Source organism: Quyinboa ferrireducens (assembly GCF_042436675.1).
GTDB lineage: Bacteria > Bacteroidota > Bacteroidia > Bacteroidales > UBA5342 > JBHJHP01.
On sequence record NZ_JBHMVA010000007.1, the window covers coordinates 191,120 to 209,916 of the forward strand.

Genomic DNA, 18,797 nt, shown 5'->3' on the forward strand with positions numbered 1-18,797 from the left:
AATTGACTGCTTAAAACCTGATATTTCGTGCCGTTTTATCGGGATCACTTTTTAAATTTTTTACCGGGAATAAATAATAGCTATAATTCCATTTTTTTGCAGGAACCTGGTATTTTTTAATTGGTGCTGCTACCGGCGACCAGCTGTCATTACCACCAACGCCCATCTGAATGAGATCGATATTCAGTGTGATGAAACCGGCATCCTTCAGTTCGTTGGTATGCTTTGCTTCATTGATGTTTTCCTCTGCATAAGGCCATGCGCTCATGCTTAACAGGCTGTCTGCCACGACCAGAAGCCCATCATTTTTGCCGTCATTCAGATACATCCATCTTACATCTGTACGATTTCCATCCTCCTGCGGCATCACATAGGGTTCCATAAATTCTTCTATTGGCATGTCATACACAGCAACAGGAGCACCCTGTCTGCGATCGATGTAGTTTTCCTGAGGCCCGCGGCCATACCATTCAATATCATCGTAAGTACGATTGATCCCGCACTGCATTCCCACCTTAGGGATATTTGGCAGAGCCGTGTCCGCATTCAGAGTGAAATCAACTTTCACCACGCCATCACCAGTAATGCTGTAAGTAACTTCAATATCTGCCTTGTTTTTAATGAACGAATACACACTGGTAATCTTAATATTGGTCTTGTCCAGGGCATCCACCGACATATTTTCAAGCACAGGTTTGTTGACATACCAGACTTTAAGCAGTTGCTGTGGTTTCCAGCCGCGCTCATCATTATCTGTCAATGGGCGCGTAAAATGCGGCAGTAATGGTTGATATATTTGTTCTTTATTCTTTAGTTTATACGAACTTAAAGCACCCCTTTCATGGTCAAAGAGCATACTGAAACCGGTTCCGGAAACTTCATAGCCATCTACGGCTTCCTTAATTTTCAGTTCTTTGTCTGATCCTGTATTTGTTGCCGGTTTTGGCAGACCAGTCAGTTCAAACTGATTGGATGCCACTTCGAAACCGGCATCAGCCCAGGGTGTTGCTTCTGAAAGTGTAAAGTGAATATCGGCCAGATATTCCAGACCCTTCTTAAATTTTGGATAGTCTTTTGAGATATCAATGACCGTATCTCTGCCAGCTTCCAATGAAACATTATTTAATTTAATTGCTTTGATCACACGTCCGTCTTCCCTGAAATTAACCGTGATGGTATAATCTGCAAGCGATTTTACACTTTGACGGTTTTTAATTTGAACCAAATCTTTCTCAGCATCCAGCATCTTACATTCCACAGGCTGAAACACATGTTTGCATTCAAAAATGGCAGGTTTTGGTCGTCCGTCTGAAGCTACAATTCCATTGATACAAAAATTATTGTCGTTCAACCTGGCACCAAAATCACCACCGTATGCAAAAAATTCATTCCCGTTTGAATCTTTCTTCAGTAAGCCCTGGTCTTTGTAATCCCAGATACAACCTCCGATCATACGCGGCAGGGTGCGAATCTGATCCCAGAATTCTGCAAGGTTACCGGTAGAATTACCCATGGAATGCGAATATTCACACCAAAAGATTGGCCGCTTGTCACCGTTGTCCTGATAAACAAGAAGCGGGCCTGTATACAATGCAGGATACATCCTGCTGATGATATCCACATAGGGTTCATCCAGAGGTGTCTGAATACGGTGTGAGTGATCTTTGGGATAACCCGGATCACCAAAGGGAATATAACCTTCAGCGTGCTGATCCCCCATAGCCGGTTCATAATGCACAGGGCGCGTAATATCAAAATCGTGCACCCAACCTGCCATAGCAGCTGTATTCGGACCACGTCCTGCCTCATTTCCAAGACTCCAGAAAATAACGGACGGGTGGTTTTTATCGCGTTCAACCATGCGCTGAACCCTTTGCATCATGGCATTGGTCCACTCCGGATCGTTAGCAAGCTTGCCACCTATTCCATGGGTTTCGTGGTTGGCTTCATCAATCACATAAATGCCGTATTCATCGCACAGATCATATAAATAAGGATCGTTGGGATAATGTGAGGTACGAATGCAATTGAAGTTAAACTGTTTAATCTGCACGATGTCTCTTCTAATGTCTTCGCGTGAGAGTGCTTTCCCTTTAACGGGATCATGGTCGTGCCGGTTAACCCCATACAGGTAAGTCACCTTCCCATTGATGAGCAGTTTACTGTTATCCTTTGCAAACCGGATGTCGCGGAATCCAACCTTGCAACTTTTAGCCTCTGCAACGTTCCCATGACTATCTTTAAGCGTTAAAACCAGAGTATACAGGTTGGACTCTTCGGCGCTCCATTTCAACGGATTTTTTACGGTTGTTTCAAACACACCAAACTTTACATTATCAAGCCGTGGATAAGATTCGTTGATAATATCCGCTGCACTTTTACTGAGGGGTTCCTCAAATACCGGGTTTTGAGCCGCATCAAATAACTGTGCTTCCACGGTATATCCCTTCACTGTATCACCGGTCAGGTTATCAAGCCTAGGACGAATACTCAAAACTGCATCTTTATAATCCTTGTCCAGTTTGGCCTGGTAGTGCAGGTCGGCTATGCGTAATTTTGGTTCAGCCATGAGGAATACTTCCCTTTGTATACCACTTAAACGCCAGTGATCCTGATCCTCCAGATAAGAAGCATCGCTCCACCGGATGGCCTGTACAGACACTTTATTTTCACCATCTTTCAGATAGGCTGTCACATTAAATTCAGACGGCAGGCAGCCATCCTCGCCATACCCCAGGAATTCTCCGTTGACCCAAACTGTAAAAGCCGATTTCACACCTCCAAAATGAAGCGTAATGTTCATGTCCTTCCATGCATCCGGCACGGTGAATGTACGCTGATACGATCCAACACCATTGTAATCGCGCGGCACATAAGGTGGATTTATGGGACGAAACGGATAGATGGAACTTTTATAAATGGGTACATCATAGCCTTTCAGCTCCCAATTGGAGGGCACCTCTATTTTATCCCATCCATGTACCCGGCTTTTATAGAAATCCTTTGGTGCATCGGCTGGTTTGATCGCAAAATAAAAATCCCACGTACCATTCAGAGATTTAAAACGTCCGGATGTTTCGCGGTCATCTGCTATCGCAGCCTGAATAGTCGGATATGAATAAGCCGTTGCCCTGGAACGGTCTCTGTTTATTTCGCAAACCTGTGGATTTTCCCAGGGCACCGAATTGTAAATATGCGGAACCGGCGGTATTCCGGCAGGATCACCTGCAATGGTCTGCCCTGTTGCACCCCAAATGGGAAAAAGGCTTAAAATGACACCAGTCAGAATTCCATGTAATGTATTTCGTTTTGTATTTTTCATAGCATCGTCTTATTCGGTTGTGATCACCAGCGAATCCGCCTTAAGTTGATCCGATGTGGCAGTAAAACTAATTTCTCCTGCTGTTTTTTTCGCCTGAACGATGAGCAGACACATGCCATTATAGGCTTTGCGATGGTCTGCCCTGAATGGTTCAAGGCTGGCCTGGTAACCATTGTCCACACCTGCGATAAATCCGGTTCCGGCAACTTCGAAGTTAATCAAATTATCGGCATGTGGCACAAGGTTTCCATCCCGATCCAATACCCTGACGGTGACAAAAGAAAGATCCTTTCCGTCAGCATACATTTTACTGCGATCTGCTGATAGTTCAATTTTATATGGTTCACCAGCTGTACTTATTTCCTTTTCCAAAACCACTTCCCCGTTTTTACGTGATACTGCTTTGATAGTACCGGATTCAAAAGGAATGCGCCACATCACGTGAAACTGGTCATCAGACTTATGTTTAACACCCTGTGATGCGCCATTTAAAAACAGTTCTACTTCATCAGCATTATTGTAATAAGCCCATATATCTACCAATTGTCCGGCTTTCCAGTTCCAGTGGGGAAACAGATGTAACATGGTTTCATCCGACCATTCGCTTTGGTACATGTAGTAGGTATCTTTTGGGAAACCACATAAATCTATGATTCCAAGATACGAACTTCTGGCCGGATACGGATAAGGAATTGGTTCACCAAGGTAATCAAACCCTGACCAGACAAACATGCCGGGAATAAACGTATTATTTTTCACCACAGCCCAGGTAGCTTCATGCGTTGATCCCCAGTAGGCAATGGCATTATCATACGATGATGCCGTAAAATCAGCATTCCCGTCGAAAGGTTTATTATAAGCCGGTGGCCAGATGCGTACGCTGTCAGAAGGCAGCTCATAATGACCCCGGGTTGCCAGCGCCGAGTTATTTTCTGATGGCAGCATGCATTCTCCCGGATAACGATCCGGAAACTTCAGGTATTCTTTATGTTTATAGTTAAACGAAAGCAAGTCCAGTGCTCCGGATTTATAAATGTTGTTCTTCTCAGGATCGGTCTCCGTCAATGCACTGGTAACATACCTTGTGGTATCCAGCTCCTTAACAATTCCCACCAGTTCCCTGGCTATCGTGATCCCGGTGGAATCAAACTGTTCCGGAATTTCGTTACCAATGCTCCATGCAATAATGGACGGATGGTTTCTGTCCCGCAGTACCATATCCTGCAGGTCGCGTTTATGCCACTCATCCCAATACAGATGATATCCTCTTTTTACCTTGGTGCGTTTCCATTCATCAAAGGCTTCATCTATGACCAGAAATCCCATCTGATCGCACAAATCCAGTAACTCAGGCGCCGGTGGATTATGTGCCATCCGGATGGCATTGCATCCCATGGCTTTCAGAATTTCCAGTTGTCGTTCGGCAGCTCTTTCATTAAATGCAGCACCCAAAGCACCCAGATCATGATGCTGGTTCACCCCTTGAATCTTCAAAACTTTTCCGTTCAGAAAAAAACCTTCAAGCGGTGTAAATTTAAACGTACGGATACCAAATGGTGTTTCAACCCTATCATACAATTGATTTCCCTTATAAATTTCAGTAATCACACGATACAAGACGGGATTTTCGGGGGACCACAAATCGGGATCATCAATATTAAATTCCTGAAATATTTGTTTCTCTTCCTCAATTGAACTCCCAGACTTTTGCTCTGTCACTTTTAATCCATCGGCATTATAAATCACCGATTTGATTTTCACTTTATGCTTTGAACCCGTCAGATTTATCAGGTCAATTTGATACCGAACCTTGGCATGATTTGCAGTCACGGTCGGGGTACTTACAAATGTTCCCCAGTGCGCAATATGAATGTCATTCTCAGGAACCAGCCACACATTCCGGTAGATACCCGAACCGGTGTACCAGCGGGAAGCCGGCTGGTCAGAGTTGTCCACTTTAACAGCTATCACATTCACTGAATCGTTCCGATGCAGATATGGTGTGAGTTCGTATCTGAATGAGCTGTATCCATAGGGTCTCTTGCCAAGGTAATGTCCATTGATCCAGACCTCGCTGTTGCTCATCACGCCATCGAAGTCTATATGATAGCGATCCGAAACAGGTTCATTCAAAACAAACGATTTTCGATACCAGGCGATGCCTGTCGGCAATGCTCCCCCTTCAGGTCCGGCAGGATTATCGATACTGAAATTTCCTTCAATGCTCCAGTCGTGAGGAAGATTGAGATTTTTCCAGTGGTTGTCGTTATATATTGCCTGAAAAGCTGAAGAATCGTCACCAGGGTAAAATTTCCATCCGGAGTTAAAGTCCATTCTGCTACCTGTAGAAATTCCTTCACTACACGAACTCAGAATAAACAGTAAGGCCAAAACAATCGTAAAAAGATGCTTCATACGGGATTTTTTACCAAATAAATTAATAATGTTGCAAAAACTGTAAACGTTTACAAAAATAATGTTTTTACAATAAAAAAATTACATTTAAACAATCTAATTTCTCACCAATATATTGTAAATAGTTAAATAAATAATAATGTAAACCTTTTCATAAAGTATATGTTTTGCACTATATTTGGACAATGTTTTTCAGGATATAGTTTTACGTAAGTTATAGGAAAAGCAGGAATTAACTTTATAACTAAATAAATCACTAATGACAGAACGTATTGAACGGTTGAAAGCTGCAGCTACGCAGATACGCCGCGATATTGTTAACACCATATATTATGCAGGTGATGGTCACCCCGGCCCAAGCATGTCTATTGCAGATATTTTGGCAGTCCTTTATTTTGATGTTCTTCGCATAAATCCTGAAGAACCGGACTGGAAGGACAGGGACCGGTTCATTTTATCGAAAGGTCACGCTTGTCCCGCATATTATGCAGCACTGGCGCGCAAAGGGTATTTCCCGTCTGCAGAACTTAAGACTTTGCGTTCGTTGGGATCACGCATGCAGGGGCATCCTGTTCAAAAATCCACACCTGGTGTTGATGCTACTTCCGGATCATTGGGACATGGATTACCACAGGGTTGCGGAATGGCTCTTTCAACCCTGCGAAGAGGTTCTGATGCATTAACCTTTGTTTTAACGGGTGATGGTGAGTTAAATGAAGGAATTGTCTGGGAAGCAGCGATGACCATTCCAAAATACAAGCTTCACAATCTGATTGCCATTATTGATTACAATGGCATTCAGAGTGGTGGAACGGTTGAAAAAATAAGCGGATTGAAAAACCTGAAAGAAAAATGGGAAGCGTTTGGGTGGTATGCCATTGATATTGACGGACATGATATTGATAAGCTGACCTTTGCGCTTGAAAATGCGGCAAAGCGTGGTCGATCAAACGAAGCTGAAAGGACAGGAATGGTTATTGTTCCTGACATGGCAGCACCAAAACCGGATCAGCCGATCATATTTATTGCCCATACTTTAAAGGGGAAAGGTGTTCCGTTTATGGAAGGGAATAATGCTTGGCATAAAAAAGTACCAAGCGATGAAGAACATCAGTTAGCAATGTCAGTTTTGGGAGGATTGGATCTTGAATAAAACAGAAAGTACACGAATAGGATTTATGCAGGGACTGGAAACCCTTGCGGAGAAAGATGACCGGATTATGCTGGTATGTGCAGACAGTGTTTTGGCTATGCGCGCCACCGAATTCATTGAAAAACGACCGGATCAGTATGTTGAAGTGGGTATTGCCGAACAAAATGCAACCGCTACTTCTGCAGGCCTTGCCCTGGACGGACGTATTCCGTTTTTTGCTACCTATGCCGGTTTTATTACCATGCGTGCCTGTGAACAGATCCGAACGTTTATAGCTTATCCGAATTTAAATGTGAAACTGGCAGGCGTAAACGGAGGTATTGCAGGTGGGGAACGCGAAGGTGTAACGCACCAGTTCTTTGAAGATATCGGAATTTTACGCACCATCGCCAATGTTACCATTTTAGTTCCAGCCGATGCCGATCAGGCCCGTCAGGCTACCATTGCGGCAGCAGACATACCTGGTCCTGTTTATATTCGATTAGGAAGCGGACGTGATCCTGTTGTCTTTGAAAAGGATACACCGTTTACTCCGGGGAAGATCAACATCATTTCGCAAAAAGGGAATGATATTGCCTTGTTTGGAAACGGGGTCTTGCTTCCCCGTATTTTTGAAGCAGCTAAAATTCTGGAAGAAAAGGGAATAGGCGTAACCGTTGTTGAAGTACATACGGTGAAGCCAATCGATACACAGGGAATAACTAATGTACTAAAACAATGTGGTGCTGCTGTAACGGCTGAAGATCATAACATTATTGGCGGACTGGGAAGTGCCATCATGGAGGTAGCTGCAGAAAATCATCCGGTTCCGGTCTATCGCATCGGACTGAGAGACAAATTTGCAGGTTCAGGTCTGCCACAGGAACTGCTGGATTATTATGAAATGAGCGTTGAAGATATTGTCAAAGCTGCGGAAGCTACAATTGCCAGGAAATAATACCATACAATTAATTCACAACATCAAAAAACAAAGCATCCGATGAAACCGTCGATTTCAAAAAAGGTAACTACGTTTAAAAATAAAAAATCACCCATCCGTGAAATTATGGATCTGGCTAATCCTGAATTCTTCAGGAAAGTAGGTCTCGATCCTGCCGATGTTATTTCATTTTCCGGCGGATGGGTCAATCACGAAGCACCGAATTCCATGCGTAGTGCCTATGCTTCAATTATTGATGACAGTCAAAAGTTTCATGCAAGTGGAGCCTATCCTCCAACCATTGGGATGCCCGAATGCCGGAAAGCCATCGTAGATTTTGAGAAGCATATTTATGGTGATGACATGGATTTATCACCAGAACAAATTGCCATTGGGGCCAATTCGTCCCAGATGACGGCAAACCTGATGAATATTATTCTGGATGAAGGGGACAAAATATGTATGTTGGATCCAACCTACGCCAATTATCCGGCACAGGCTTCTTCTATTGATAACATTGAAGTAATTCATTTCTCTGTTATGGATACCGAAAACTGGAAATATGTTGCGAATGAACGCAAAGCGGAGTTTGCTGCCTTTATCAAAGCAGAAAAGCCAAAAATGATTATGCTTTGTGCACCTGATAATCCAACTTCTCAGATTCCTTCGACCGGATTTGTTAAAGCGGCACTGGATGCAGCAAAGGACATTGGCGCTTTTTTGGTGATCGATTTTGCCTATAAAGAATTGGTTTGGCAGGAAGATCTTCCGGAATATTTTAGCTGGGGTCCGAACGATAATTATATTTCCATTCATTCCAATTCAAAATGGTGCCGCGGATTGGGACGTCGCTTAGGTTGGGTGGAAGCTCCTGTCGAAATTATTTCTGCTTTTGAAGCCGTACAGGGTGCCACCATTTTATGTCCGGATAGCCTGCATCAGATGGCTCTGGTTGAGTATATCAGGAATGGCATAACCCATAACAGCATCAGACCGTATATTAAAGAAACAGCAAAACTTTATCAGAAAGCTGCGGAACAAACCGTTGCATCCATAGAAAAGCATCTTGGAATGCCTTGCTTAATTCCCGAAGGTGGACTTTACACCGTAATGAAAGTTGATATGGACAGTTCCGAATTCACCCACAAAATTTTGGAGAATACCGGTGTTATAGTTGTTCCGGGCTGGGGATTCGGTAAAACATTAAATAATGCCGTTCGTTTGTCTTATGGCCCACTGGTTCATCATTTGGATAAAATTGATGAGGCCATGCAGCGTATCAGTAAATATCTTAGAGGATAGAACTATTCAAAAGTTGTATACCTTTCAACTACGTTTACCCTTTTATTCCCTGAAGAGAAGTAGTTGAAACCCAGGTTCTATTATTAGTGGTTTAAACTGAATTCTCAACATTGCTAAATGCCATTCCTTTCTCTTTCCTTTTTCTCCAGTAGTTTGCCAGAAGCGACCCTGAAATATTCATCCATGGACTAAAAATTGCTGATGCCAGACCAACCGTGGCCAGTTTTCCCATTACACCGGCAAGTCCTGTGGCCATTCCTCCATTCTGTAACCCAACTTCCAGGGCAACAGTCCGGCAGGAATCTTTATCCAGTCCGAGGGCTCTGCTTATTAAATATCCAAACGAATAACCCAATGAGTTGTGCATGACAGAAGCCAGCAACATGAATATCCCTATAGCCAGAATATTATCACGGCTTGCTGCCGTTGTTACCAGCGTGAAATAAACGATGCCAAACATGGATAGCTTCGGCATTAATTTACCTAGTTTAGGAATTACCAGGGTCAGATGATAATACATCTTGCCGGCGATTACTGCACCAGCCAGAAAATTTAGTAATTCTGCAATTCTCATCATATCCGGAGATAAGGTCCTGTCCATTAATTTCCAGAGTACAACGCTATTTGCAATTATCCAGAAAACAGCAATCCCAAATGCAATATTCAACCGTTTGGAAACTGTTTTATCAAGCCTATTATAAGCATCGTACAACATAGCGGCACCAATAGGCACAATCACTATTTTAATGATCTGTATGCACATGTCCCAGAAATTAATCTCAATGTAGGTGCCTGCTAACAGTTTCATCATAAACGGTGTCATAATGGGTGCCAGTAAAGTGGCAACTGCTGTCAACGTCACTGAAAGTGTAAGGTTGGCATTTGCAAGATACACCATAACATTTGAAGCAAGTCCGCTTGAACATGAGCCGATCAGGATAACACCTGCAGCAATTTCCGGTTCAAAATTAAAAACACGGGTTAACATGTAACCTGTTAGGGGCATAATTGAAAACTGGCAGATAATTCCGACCAAAACGCCTTTTCCCATGGTTCGGATCCCGGTAAAATCTTTCAGGCTCATTTGTGTACCCATGCCGAACATCACGACCTGGATGACTATCAGGATCACCCATTTATTTCGCAAATCAAAATCGCCCCATTTAAGAAAAGCAGAAGGATACATCAGGCCACAAACGATAGCTGCAATAATCCATGCGGTATATTGATAGGGTTTTAAGACTTTAACGGACCCCATTCCAAACGCAAGCAACACAGACGCTGCAACAGCAGCCGGAGCCAGAAATGAATCCCACTTAAACAGAAAAGTCAGTGCAACAATTAAGATGGAAATAAAACCTGTTATCAGACTAACCCTCTGTAATTTTTCCATTGTTATAAAATATTTGCCAGGTGTTCCATGGCAAGTTCAGGACTTGTAAGTATGGGAACTTTTTTATCTTCTTCAGAAAGTTGCGAAACAACCCGTGCCATTGAGGCCTGAGCCAATAAAATGACATCAACCTCCTGTGATAATTCTTTTAGGGCTTGAGCCACTTTTTCGTCGTGAATTTCAGGCTTACCTCCCATTAAGGCATCGAATGCACCTTCGCAAAGCTTTGATGTCAGCTCAATTTCTTTATTGGCAACAACCGCCCTTCTTCTTACCAGGTCGCTGGTTGGTTCAAGGGTAGTAGACAAGGTGGCAATGACCCCGATTTTGGTTCCCATCTGAATGGCTTTATCTGCCATAGGTTGATCAACTCTTAATACAGGAACTTTCGACACAAGCGCAGAAGTTTCAACAGCAGGCCCGATGGATGAACAGGTAACCAGAATATAATCTGCACCTGCAGCCTCAGCAGAACCAACATAATCTACCACACGACGGGATGTGTCGGGCGTTAACTCACCTCTTTCAATGGTAAGTTTGATAAGGCTGTCATCCACAATATTAAAAACTTTCAGATCTTTTTCTGCAAAATATTTGTCAATCAGTTCCTGAAAAACCGGTACCAGGGTAGCTGATGTATGAATTAATCCAAGTCGTTTAGTCATTCCTGCTGTTTAAAATTAGCGTTGTTTGTAAAAATAATAAATCCCGTTACGATAAGCAATCAGACATCTTTTGTCCCCTTACTTAATTTTCGATTCTTCCGTTGATTTAAATTGCAAATCACTCTTCCCAATATCATTGGATGTGGCAAGTGCGATACCGCGGTTGCCGAGTTTATCCACTGCATTATAAAAATGATAAACAATGCCGTCATGATAAATCACATAAGCTTTATGCGCAAAAAGGTTATCATAGTTTTCCGATGGCTCAATCAAACGGGGACCGGTCCAGTCCGTCCAGTTAACCAGATCGTAGGAACAGGCAAAATTATTATACACCACCGTTTTGCCTTCCGGCCAGTAAGCCCTGAAATAAAACATCACATAAATGTCACCAATTTTCTGAAATACTGCGTCGCCGGTAATGCCTTTATGGTGGTTCATCATGGGTTGCTTTCCGTATCGTTTCCAGTTGACCATGTCATCGGACACTGCCATACTGATGCGCTCTGCACCACGCGCAGGATTAATACTGTCTCCACGTGCATTGTAATACATCAGGAATTTATAGCCCGTCAACTTCTCCTTGTCTTCGATCACAAAACTTTTATACATGGTACTGTTGTCGTACCATCGCGCATCTTCATCGGTTGGCATAAGCACCGGCTTCCCTAATGTTTGCCATATGTGTTGTGTTGCTGGATCTTTTTCTGTAAATGCCATGCTGATGGATAACAATCCGCTTTCGTATCCACTGGAAGCACCCCCAAAGTAACTCATCCAGTATTTACCATCATATTTCTGGATGGCGTAATCTCCACCCCAATCGTAATCAATTAAAGACGGGTAACCGGCTTTCTGATTATAGTCCCAGTCGGTAGAATCGGAAAACTCCAGAATTTTTCCTTTCAGATCCCAGTGAATTAGGTCGTCGCTGGTTGCCAGATGCGTCTCGTAACCTCGTCCGTCAAATACGATATAAGTCATCACCCATCTATTATCCTTCCTGAAAATAGTTGGACAGTCCATTTTGTATTTGTTGCTGTCAGGTACCAGGATCAGTCCGTATTTATATGGTGTTTTTACGGTTTCATAGATCTTCTGCATCTTTGCCGGTGTCACTATTTTGGGCAAATCCGACTTTTTCTCCGGGACTTTACAAGCCACTAAAACTATTGTCACAAACACAGAAAGTACTACAATCCTCTTCATGCCTTTTTTCTGATTTTAAATATATATCTGCCTGAACCAATCTTATATATTGGCTTATCTTCTGATGTTCCGGTTATTTCGGGTACAACGCCATTTTCAGATTTAATCCGAACCTCTCCTTCAAAAGGTAAAATGACCGTTGCTGAAGTATTAAACGGTATTTCAACGGTTAATGTAAAACTGCTGCCATCCTGCTGCCACTCACTTTTTATGGTGCCGTATGGTGATTCATAACTTGTTTTCACATACGATATGCTATCAATTACATCTGGTTTGATAACAATTGATTTATATCCCACCGATGATTTATCCTGACCAATACCGCCCAGCCCAGCATAGAACCATTCCATCAGATGCCCCAGCATCAAATGGTTCATGGATTTGATATCCAGTGCCTGCCATGATTCCGTTAACGAAGTGGCTCCTTTTTTCAGTTGGTAAGCATAACCCGGCACATCGTCGCGGTTATTCATCTGATACAATAATTCTGAGGCACCATATTTTGTTAATGCATCCACCAGGTAATGAAATCCAATATCACCGGCTGTCAGACTATAATTATCGGCTTTAATGGTTTTTAAAAGATTTTTAAATACGGCTTGCTCGTCGCCATTTGGCACCAAACCCAGACTCAAAGGCATGGCCAAGGCTGTCTGACTGGCAGTGGCATATGTCCTGGTTTCTGTATTGTAGAAAGTGTTGTTAAATGCGCTTTTGATGTGACTGGCTAAATCACTGTATGCTGCTTCATCTTCCTTTTTTCCAAGTTCGGCAGCAATTTCTGACATAAGTACTGCAGCGTAATAATATGTTGCAGTAGCCACCAGAGGGACCGGTGTTAACTGAACAAATCCTGGTGTATTGGGTCCGATATCGTACCAGTCTCCCAGGCCGTGGGACAGGATATCATCTGAAGCTTTACTGCTTAAATAGTTCATGTAAGCCTGCATCATCGGCCATGCTTTTTGCATCACAGTCGGATCACCGTACCATTTATAAATCATCCATGGCATGGTAATAGAGGCACTTCCCCATTCGGGCGAATCACGAAATGCTGTATCGTAATATTCAAAATTAATATATTCCGGAACGATAGAAGGAACCAGACCTTTAGCTGTCTGTGCATCCATCATATCATTGGTCAGCTTTGCGTACAGAGGATACATATCAAAATTGAAATGCACACTTTCACCCATTAAATGCGTTTGTTCCAGCCATCCCAGTTTTTCGCGGGTTGGGCAATCGGTCATCACACTCTGAATATTGCTTTTAATACCCCAGTTTATAAGTGCGAAAATGCGGTTAAACAAATCGTTGGAACAATCAAACATGCCAACCTGAGCTGCATCACCCCGCGTATGCAATGCCTTTAAGACTTTTATTTTGGGCAGACCCGGATCATCATTAGAAGAATCGGGCTGAGCACCAATAACCTGTACGTATCTGAAGCCATAATAACTGAAACGTGGTTGCCAGCTTTCTGTTCCATTACCATCTAAAATATAAGTGTAATAATAGGGTGAACCTGAACCACGCTGACTGACTGTCCCGTCATCTTTCAATACTTCTCCCGGCCATAGTTGTACTTTCTGACCCGCTTTTCCTTCTACTTCCAATGATACAATTCCGGAAGCATTCTGACCAAAATCATATACATATACCGAATCGTTCAACCTGGTAGTTGAAACCGGATCAAAGCTTTGCACAACTTTAACCGGATAATTCTGATCAGATGTTAGTTTACCCTCAGGTGCCTTAACTAATTTGGCCTTTTGCCAGTTCACTGCATCAAAACCGGGTTTATTCCAGCCATCTTCTTCCAGGCGTGCATCATAGTCCTCCCCGCCATAGATGCCGGAATAGGTAATGGGTGAAGGCTTCATTTGCCAGTCCGAACCAGATACAATAGTTTGCGAAGTTCCATTTTTATACTTAACCTGAAGTTTGCAGATCATTTCCGGATAACCATACGCAATGATTAGTTTACGGTATCGCTCGCGGTTATTGTAATAAAAACCGTTTCCAACAATTACCCCGATGGCATTATCCCCTGATCTCAGCAAATCCGTCACATTATATGTATTGTATAATACGGTTTTATCGAAATGGGTCCAGCCGGGTGTAAGAAAATCATCACCGATTTTTTCTCCGTTCAGGTAGGCATCATATTGTCCCAAACCACTTATAAATAACGTTGCAGATGCAATCTCTTTATCCAGGTTAAAGTCATTTCTGAACATGGGCACAATTGCCCGTTTCTCAACTTTATTGTGCGATAATTCACCATAACCTGTCACGCCCTCGACCAGCCGATCTTTTTCAGATAACTCTTCAAACCCAATCCATTTTGCACCGTTCCAATCTCCGGGCTTAAGCAATCCCATTTGCCACGAACCGATCCTGCTCCATTCCGATTCGTTACCATAAGCATCCCAGACTTTAACTTTCCAGTAATAAGTTTCACCAGATTTTAATTCAGAACCCTCATATCTCACGTTTATGGAATTAACAGATTCAACCCTTCCGGAATTCCAGACATTGCTGCTGTCCTTATCAAGCAAAGCTTCATCGTCCGACACAAGAATATGATATGATTTTTGCAGATTATTCGATGTTGCAGATTGAATCACCCAACTGAATTCAGGATGAACGGTTTCTACACCTAAGGGCTGTTCAAAATGGTTACATGCTGTTTTAACAATATTAAGGCCGGAATCATGACTATTACAGGCCACGAAAAGGAATAAAGATGCTATAACAATTATGACTTGTTTCATTGAGGTTTTCTAAAAGCTTTCTATTTCAAGCGCAAACTCATCCCACAAAATGTCAACAAAAAAAGGGATAACCAAACCAGAAAATAAAAGTGCTTAATCATCTTCTCCCATCACACCACCTTTGGCTCCCAGGGTATCGAAATTGTATCTTGAGTCTCTCCAGTCAATTTTATATCTTGGATTGATACCGTTGATATACTTTTCAATGTTGGTATAGCCATCACCGTTGCAATCTTTATTGGCATCGGTAGGATCGTTAGGATCAAGTCCCAGATCTGTATATTTTGCCTCCCAGCAATCCGGCATGCCGTCTTTATCGGAATCTTTATAGGATTCGCCTTTATATTCCGGATATCCACCAACCTGGGATATATCGGTAATAATTCCAATTTTATAACTATCCGGTGCCAGACGACGGTGTTTGAACTGCGGCACTCCATCAAGACTTACATCATCTGCATATTCAATTTTACCGGTTTTTACCTCCCTTGCGATGCGTTGATCCACCGGATCACGTTTTGGCAGCGTTGCACCGGCATTTTCTATCACATAATTAAATGCCTTTTTTGCAGGCATTATGGTCATAAATGGCATATTCCATGGCCGGTTCCAATAGACCATATCCTTGTATTTGGATATGTCATCAGATAGCAATACTTCCTGATATGGGTTATCCTTATCAGGAATATCCTCCATTTGTACTCCACCTGCCCAGTTGTCCATGGTAACCTTTTTATTACCCTCAACAATATTCCCATCCACGAATGCCTTTCCATAAACGCGATGAGTGAGTGTACTTCTGCCAGACTCAGGTTTCAATATCCGGTGACCAACTGGTTTATCAACCGGAGTTGCCGGTCCGGGTTTATAATAATTATTGATTATGTTGAATTTAGCGGTATAATCACCTCCATCAACTGAACGATGCACCCAGTTAAAAAGCACATTATTAACAAAGTTGAAGGTTCCGTTCCAGCCAATGGATGGATTTCTTCCGGTATTGTTAGCCCAAAGGTTCCGCATAAAAGAACAATTCTCTCCTCCTAAAGTACTTCCAAACGCATGATTCCAGGTATCCAGTCCTTCCGAAAAGATGGAATTCTGGATGGTAATATTCACCGTTGGAAGTTTTTCCGCTTTTCTACCTGTTTTGTCATCATACATATGCCGGTAAATGGACATATTTTCATCCAGTCCCCAGCTTGCTGATACGTGATCAATCATAATATTTCCAACAGGATTACCCCCAATGGCATCATCACGTCTACCAACCCAGGTTTCACCTCTTCTGAAGCGCATGTGACGAATGATCACATCGTGTGTATCAATCCAGAAACTTTCACCCGCCAGGCAAATACCATCACCCGGTGCTGTTTGTCCGGCAATAGTCACATAAGGCGCACGGACAATAATCGGACGGTCCAAATGTATAATACCGGCCACGTTGAATACTATAATTCTTGCCCCGCCAGTCTCACAGGCTTCGCGTAATGTTCCAGGTCCGTGATCTTTCAGACTTGTTACGGTAATCACTTTACCGCCCCGTCCACCAAAGGTATACATTCCTCCACCTTCGGCTCCCGGAAATGCCGGAATTTTTGCCTGTGGCAGATCGCTTGGTCTACCTGCCCAGGGAATATACGGTCTGCCTTCGGCTGCTTCCTTTTCTACGATTGGTAAAGCTTTTTCCCACGCTTTATCCGATAATTCGTATGTCTTTTGAATTAATTCAACTGATTTCCTTTTTACATCATCCGGGATATCCGGATATTGTGCTTTTACCCCTGCTATTCCAAATAATACCATTGCGAGTATTAAACTACATTTTTTCATGTTTTATATTTTTATCAAAATTATTGCTACGAAAAGTTATCTTAAAGAACCTCCCAGATCATGATTTATTTACTTTTTTTCTACTCCGCCTTTTTCAGACAATGTATCGTGATTATTTTTTAAATCTGTCCAGTCGATTTTCGTATTTGGATCAATTCCATTGATGTATCCTTCTATATTGGTATAACCATCACCATTCATATCTCCGTTAGCATCAGATGCATCTTTGGGGTTCAAACCATACTTTTTTTCATAATTATCAGGCATACCGTCCATGTCACTATCTTTTCTTGGCTTTCCTTTATATTCAGGATACCCGCCAACCTGTCTGATATCAGTTATGATACCATGTTTGTAAGAATCACGTCCAAGACGTCTGTGCTCAAACTGATAGAGAGAATCTATCACTGTATAATTATCCAAATCAACTTTGTTGTCCCTGACCTGTTTTATGATCCGTAAGTCAACAGGGTCTCTTTTTGGCAATGTAGCTCCAGCATTATTCAAGACCACCTCATAAGCATCCTTCGCAGATAACAAATTTACATGTGGCATTTCAAACCGTTTGTTCCACCTTATCTGAGGCAAAAATTCACCAGCGCCGTCCATGTTTTCAATCTGAATGCCTTTCCAGTTATCGTTTGTTACTTCCGGGAAACCTTCCATTATATTCCCTTCTACCCAGATCTTACCATATATCTTAGTACCTTTAACAACGTAACGGGATTCCGGTTTTATAAGCCTATGACCAACCGGTGCATTTTTCGGAGTTGCCGGACCGGGTTTATAATAGTTATTAATAATATTATATCTTGAACTGTAATCTCCTCCATCTACAGTACGATGATCCCAGTTATAAATCACATTGTTTACCAGATTGAATGTTCCGTTCATACCAACTGAAGGATTTCTGGCTGAATTATTGGCCCAAAGGTTTCTGGAGAACATACAGTTCTGTCCTCCCAATGTGCTTCCAAACGCATGGCCATAGGTATCAAGCCCTTCAGAAAAAATACTGTTCTGTATGGTAATATTAATAGTAGAATACTTATGTCTTGTTGCTTTAGGGTTATTGGGTGCATCGGTGAACATGTGGCGATACAGGGTCATATTTTCATCCAGTCCCCAGGACGCTGACACATGATCAATCATTATGTTTCCAACGGGATTTCCACCAATAGCATCATCTCTCCTGCCTACCCACGTATCTCCTCTCCTGAAACGCATATGCCTGATAACCACATCATGGGTATTCACAAGAAAGGATTCTCCTGCGATGCAGATTCCATCTCCCGGTGCAGTCTGACCTGCTATAGTAATATAAGGTGCATTAACATTTATTGGTCGCTTAAGCTTTATAATTCCTGCTACGTTAAAGACAACAATTCGTGCTCCGCCCTGATCACAGGCCTCTCTTAATGTTCCAGGACCGCTGTCTTCGAGACTGGTAACAACATAAACTTTACCTCCACGACCACCAAAACTGTACATACCACCACCCTCAGCTCCCGGGAAAGCCGGAATGTCTGCCTGCGGCAAATCATCTGAACGACGTGCCCACTGGTTGTAAACTTTAAAGTGCTGCATATCATTATAAATTACAGGCCAGGCCTTATCCCAGGCTTTTTGATCCAGTTTATTCCAAACCTGATTCAATGAATCCACTGTTGACTGTACTTTACTCATATCAGGATACTGAGCAAGCAGATTAACAGATAAACTTAGCATGATAATGGCTACAATGCCGGTTAGTACCTTTTTAATACTCATTATTCTTGTTTTACATTTTAGGATATGAATTCTGAAAAA

General features: G+C 42.5%; 11 protein-coding genes. 3 read left to right on the forward strand and 8 right to left on the reverse strand.

What is annotated here, in order from left to right:
• Nucleotides 1-10: 10 nt before the first annotated feature.
• Both ACE01N_RS12015 and galB read right to left on the reverse strand, forming a co-directional pair.
• The gene (locus tag ACE01N_RS12015) at nt 11-3,322 is read right to left on the reverse strand and encodes a glycoside hydrolase family 2 TIM barrel-domain containing protein (protein ID WP_380589037.1); all 3,312 of its coding nucleotides are present in this window, start codon (nt 3,320-3,322) and stop codon (nt 11-13) included.
• Between the two features lie 9 nt (nt 3,323-3,331).
• A complete protein-coding gene (gene galB, locus ACE01N_RS12020; RefSeq protein WP_380589040.1) occupies nt 3,332-5,737 on the reverse strand; it encodes a beta-galactosidase GalB in 2,406 nt (801 codons plus the stop codon).
• A gap of 259 nt (nt 5,738-5,996) precedes the next feature.
• Between galB and ACE01N_RS12025 the strand changes: the two genes are divergently transcribed.
• From ACE01N_RS12025 to ACE01N_RS12035, 3 genes are read left to right on the forward strand one after another with little or no spacing between them, the layout of a single operon-like run.
• A complete protein-coding gene (locus ACE01N_RS12025; protein ID WP_380589043.1) occupies nt 5,997-6,890 on the forward strand; it encodes a transketolase in 894 nt (297 codons plus the stop codon).
• Complete coding sequence (locus ACE01N_RS12030; RefSeq protein ID WP_380589046.1) at nt 6,883-7,827, forward strand: transketolase family protein; 945 nt, start codon at nt 6,883-6,885, stop codon at nt 7,825-7,827. The genes ACE01N_RS12025 and ACE01N_RS12030 overlap by 8 nt, the downstream gene beginning before the upstream one ends.
• A 42-nt stretch (nt 7,828-7,869) precedes the next feature.
• The gene (locus ACE01N_RS12035; RefSeq protein WP_380589049.1) at nt 7,870-9,111 is read left to right on the forward strand and encodes a pyridoxal phosphate-dependent aminotransferase; all 1,242 of its coding nucleotides are present in this window, start codon (nt 7,870-7,872) and stop codon (nt 9,109-9,111) included.
• Nucleotides 9,112-9,202: 91 nt separating this feature from the next.
• Here ACE01N_RS12035 and ACE01N_RS12040 read toward each other — a convergent pair whose 3' ends face one another.
• The 6 genes from ACE01N_RS12040 to ACE01N_RS12065 form a co-directional block, all read right to left on the reverse strand.
• Nucleotides 9,203-10,504: a bile acid:sodium symporter family protein gene (locus ACE01N_RS12040; protein WP_380589052.1), complete on the reverse strand. Its 1,302-nt coding sequence runs from the start codon at nt 10,502-10,504 to the stop codon at nt 9,203-9,205.
• A 2-nt stretch (nt 10,505-10,506) separates the two neighbouring features.
• The gene (locus ACE01N_RS12045) at nt 10,507-11,169 is read right to left on the reverse strand and encodes an aspartate/glutamate racemase family protein (protein WP_380589055.1); all 663 of its coding nucleotides are present in this window, start codon (nt 11,167-11,169) and stop codon (nt 10,507-10,509) included.
• A gap of 78 nt (nt 11,170-11,247) precedes the next feature.
• Nucleotides 11,248-12,378, reverse strand: a complete 1,131-nt coding sequence (locus tag ACE01N_RS12050; RefSeq protein WP_380589058.1) for a glycoside hydrolase family protein — start codon at nt 12,376-12,378, stop codon at nt 11,248-11,250.
• The gene (locus tag ACE01N_RS12055) at nt 12,375-15,155 is read right to left on the reverse strand and encodes a glycoside hydrolase family 78 protein (protein WP_380589061.1); all 2,781 of its coding nucleotides are present in this window, start codon (nt 15,153-15,155) and stop codon (nt 12,375-12,377) included. Before ACE01N_RS12055 ends, ACE01N_RS12050 begins: the two co-directional genes overlap by 4 nt.
• A 93-nt stretch (nt 15,156-15,248) precedes the next feature.
• A complete protein-coding gene (locus ACE01N_RS12060; protein ID WP_380589064.1) occupies nt 15,249-16,988 on the reverse strand; it encodes a pectate lyase family protein in 1,740 nt (579 codons plus the stop codon).
• A 69-nt stretch (nt 16,989-17,057) separates the two neighbouring features.
• The gene (locus ACE01N_RS12065; RefSeq protein WP_380589067.1) at nt 17,058-18,758 is read right to left on the reverse strand and encodes a pectate lyase family protein; all 1,701 of its coding nucleotides are present in this window, start codon (nt 18,756-18,758) and stop codon (nt 17,058-17,060) included.
• Between the last annotated feature and the right edge of the window lie 39 nt (nt 18,759-18,797).

Bases quoted from the DNA above. Each gene is read 5' to 3' on its own strand.
- ACE01N_RS12045 (WP_380589055.1), bottom strand. From the start codon at position 11,169: ATGACTAAACGACTTGGATTAATTCATACATCAGCTACCCTGGTACCG.
- ACE01N_RS12050 (WP_380589058.1), bottom strand. From the start codon at position 12,378: ATGAAGAGGATTGTAGTACTTTCTGTGTTTGTGACAATAGTTTTAGTG.
- galB (WP_380589040.1), bottom strand. From the start codon at position 5,737: ATGAAGCATCTTTTTACGATTGTTTTGGCCTTACTGTTTATTCTGAGT.
- ACE01N_RS12025 (WP_380589043.1), top strand. From the start codon at position 5,997: ATGACAGAACGTATTGAACGGTTGAAAGCTGCAGCTACGCAGATACGC.
- ACE01N_RS12035 (WP_380589049.1), top strand. From the start codon at position 7,870: ATGAAACCGTCGATTTCAAAAAAGGTAACTACGTTTAAAAATAAAAAA.
- ACE01N_RS12060 (WP_380589064.1), bottom strand. From the start codon at position 16,988: ATGAAAAAATGTAGTTTAATACTCGCAATGGTATTATTTGGAATAGCA.
- ACE01N_RS12055 (WP_380589061.1), bottom strand. From the start codon at position 15,155: ATGAAACAAGTCATAATTGTTATAGCATCTTTATTCCTTTTCGTGGCC.
- ACE01N_RS12015 (WP_380589037.1), bottom strand. From the start codon at position 3,322: ATGAAAAATACAAAACGAAATACATTACATGGAATTCTGACTGGTGTC.
- ACE01N_RS12040 (WP_380589052.1), bottom strand. From the start codon at position 10,504: ATGGAAAAATTACAGAGGGTTAGTCTGATAACAGGTTTTATTTCCATC.
- ACE01N_RS12065 (WP_380589067.1), bottom strand. From the start codon at position 18,758: ATGAGTATTAAAAAGGTACTAACCGGCATTGTAGCCATTATCATGCTA.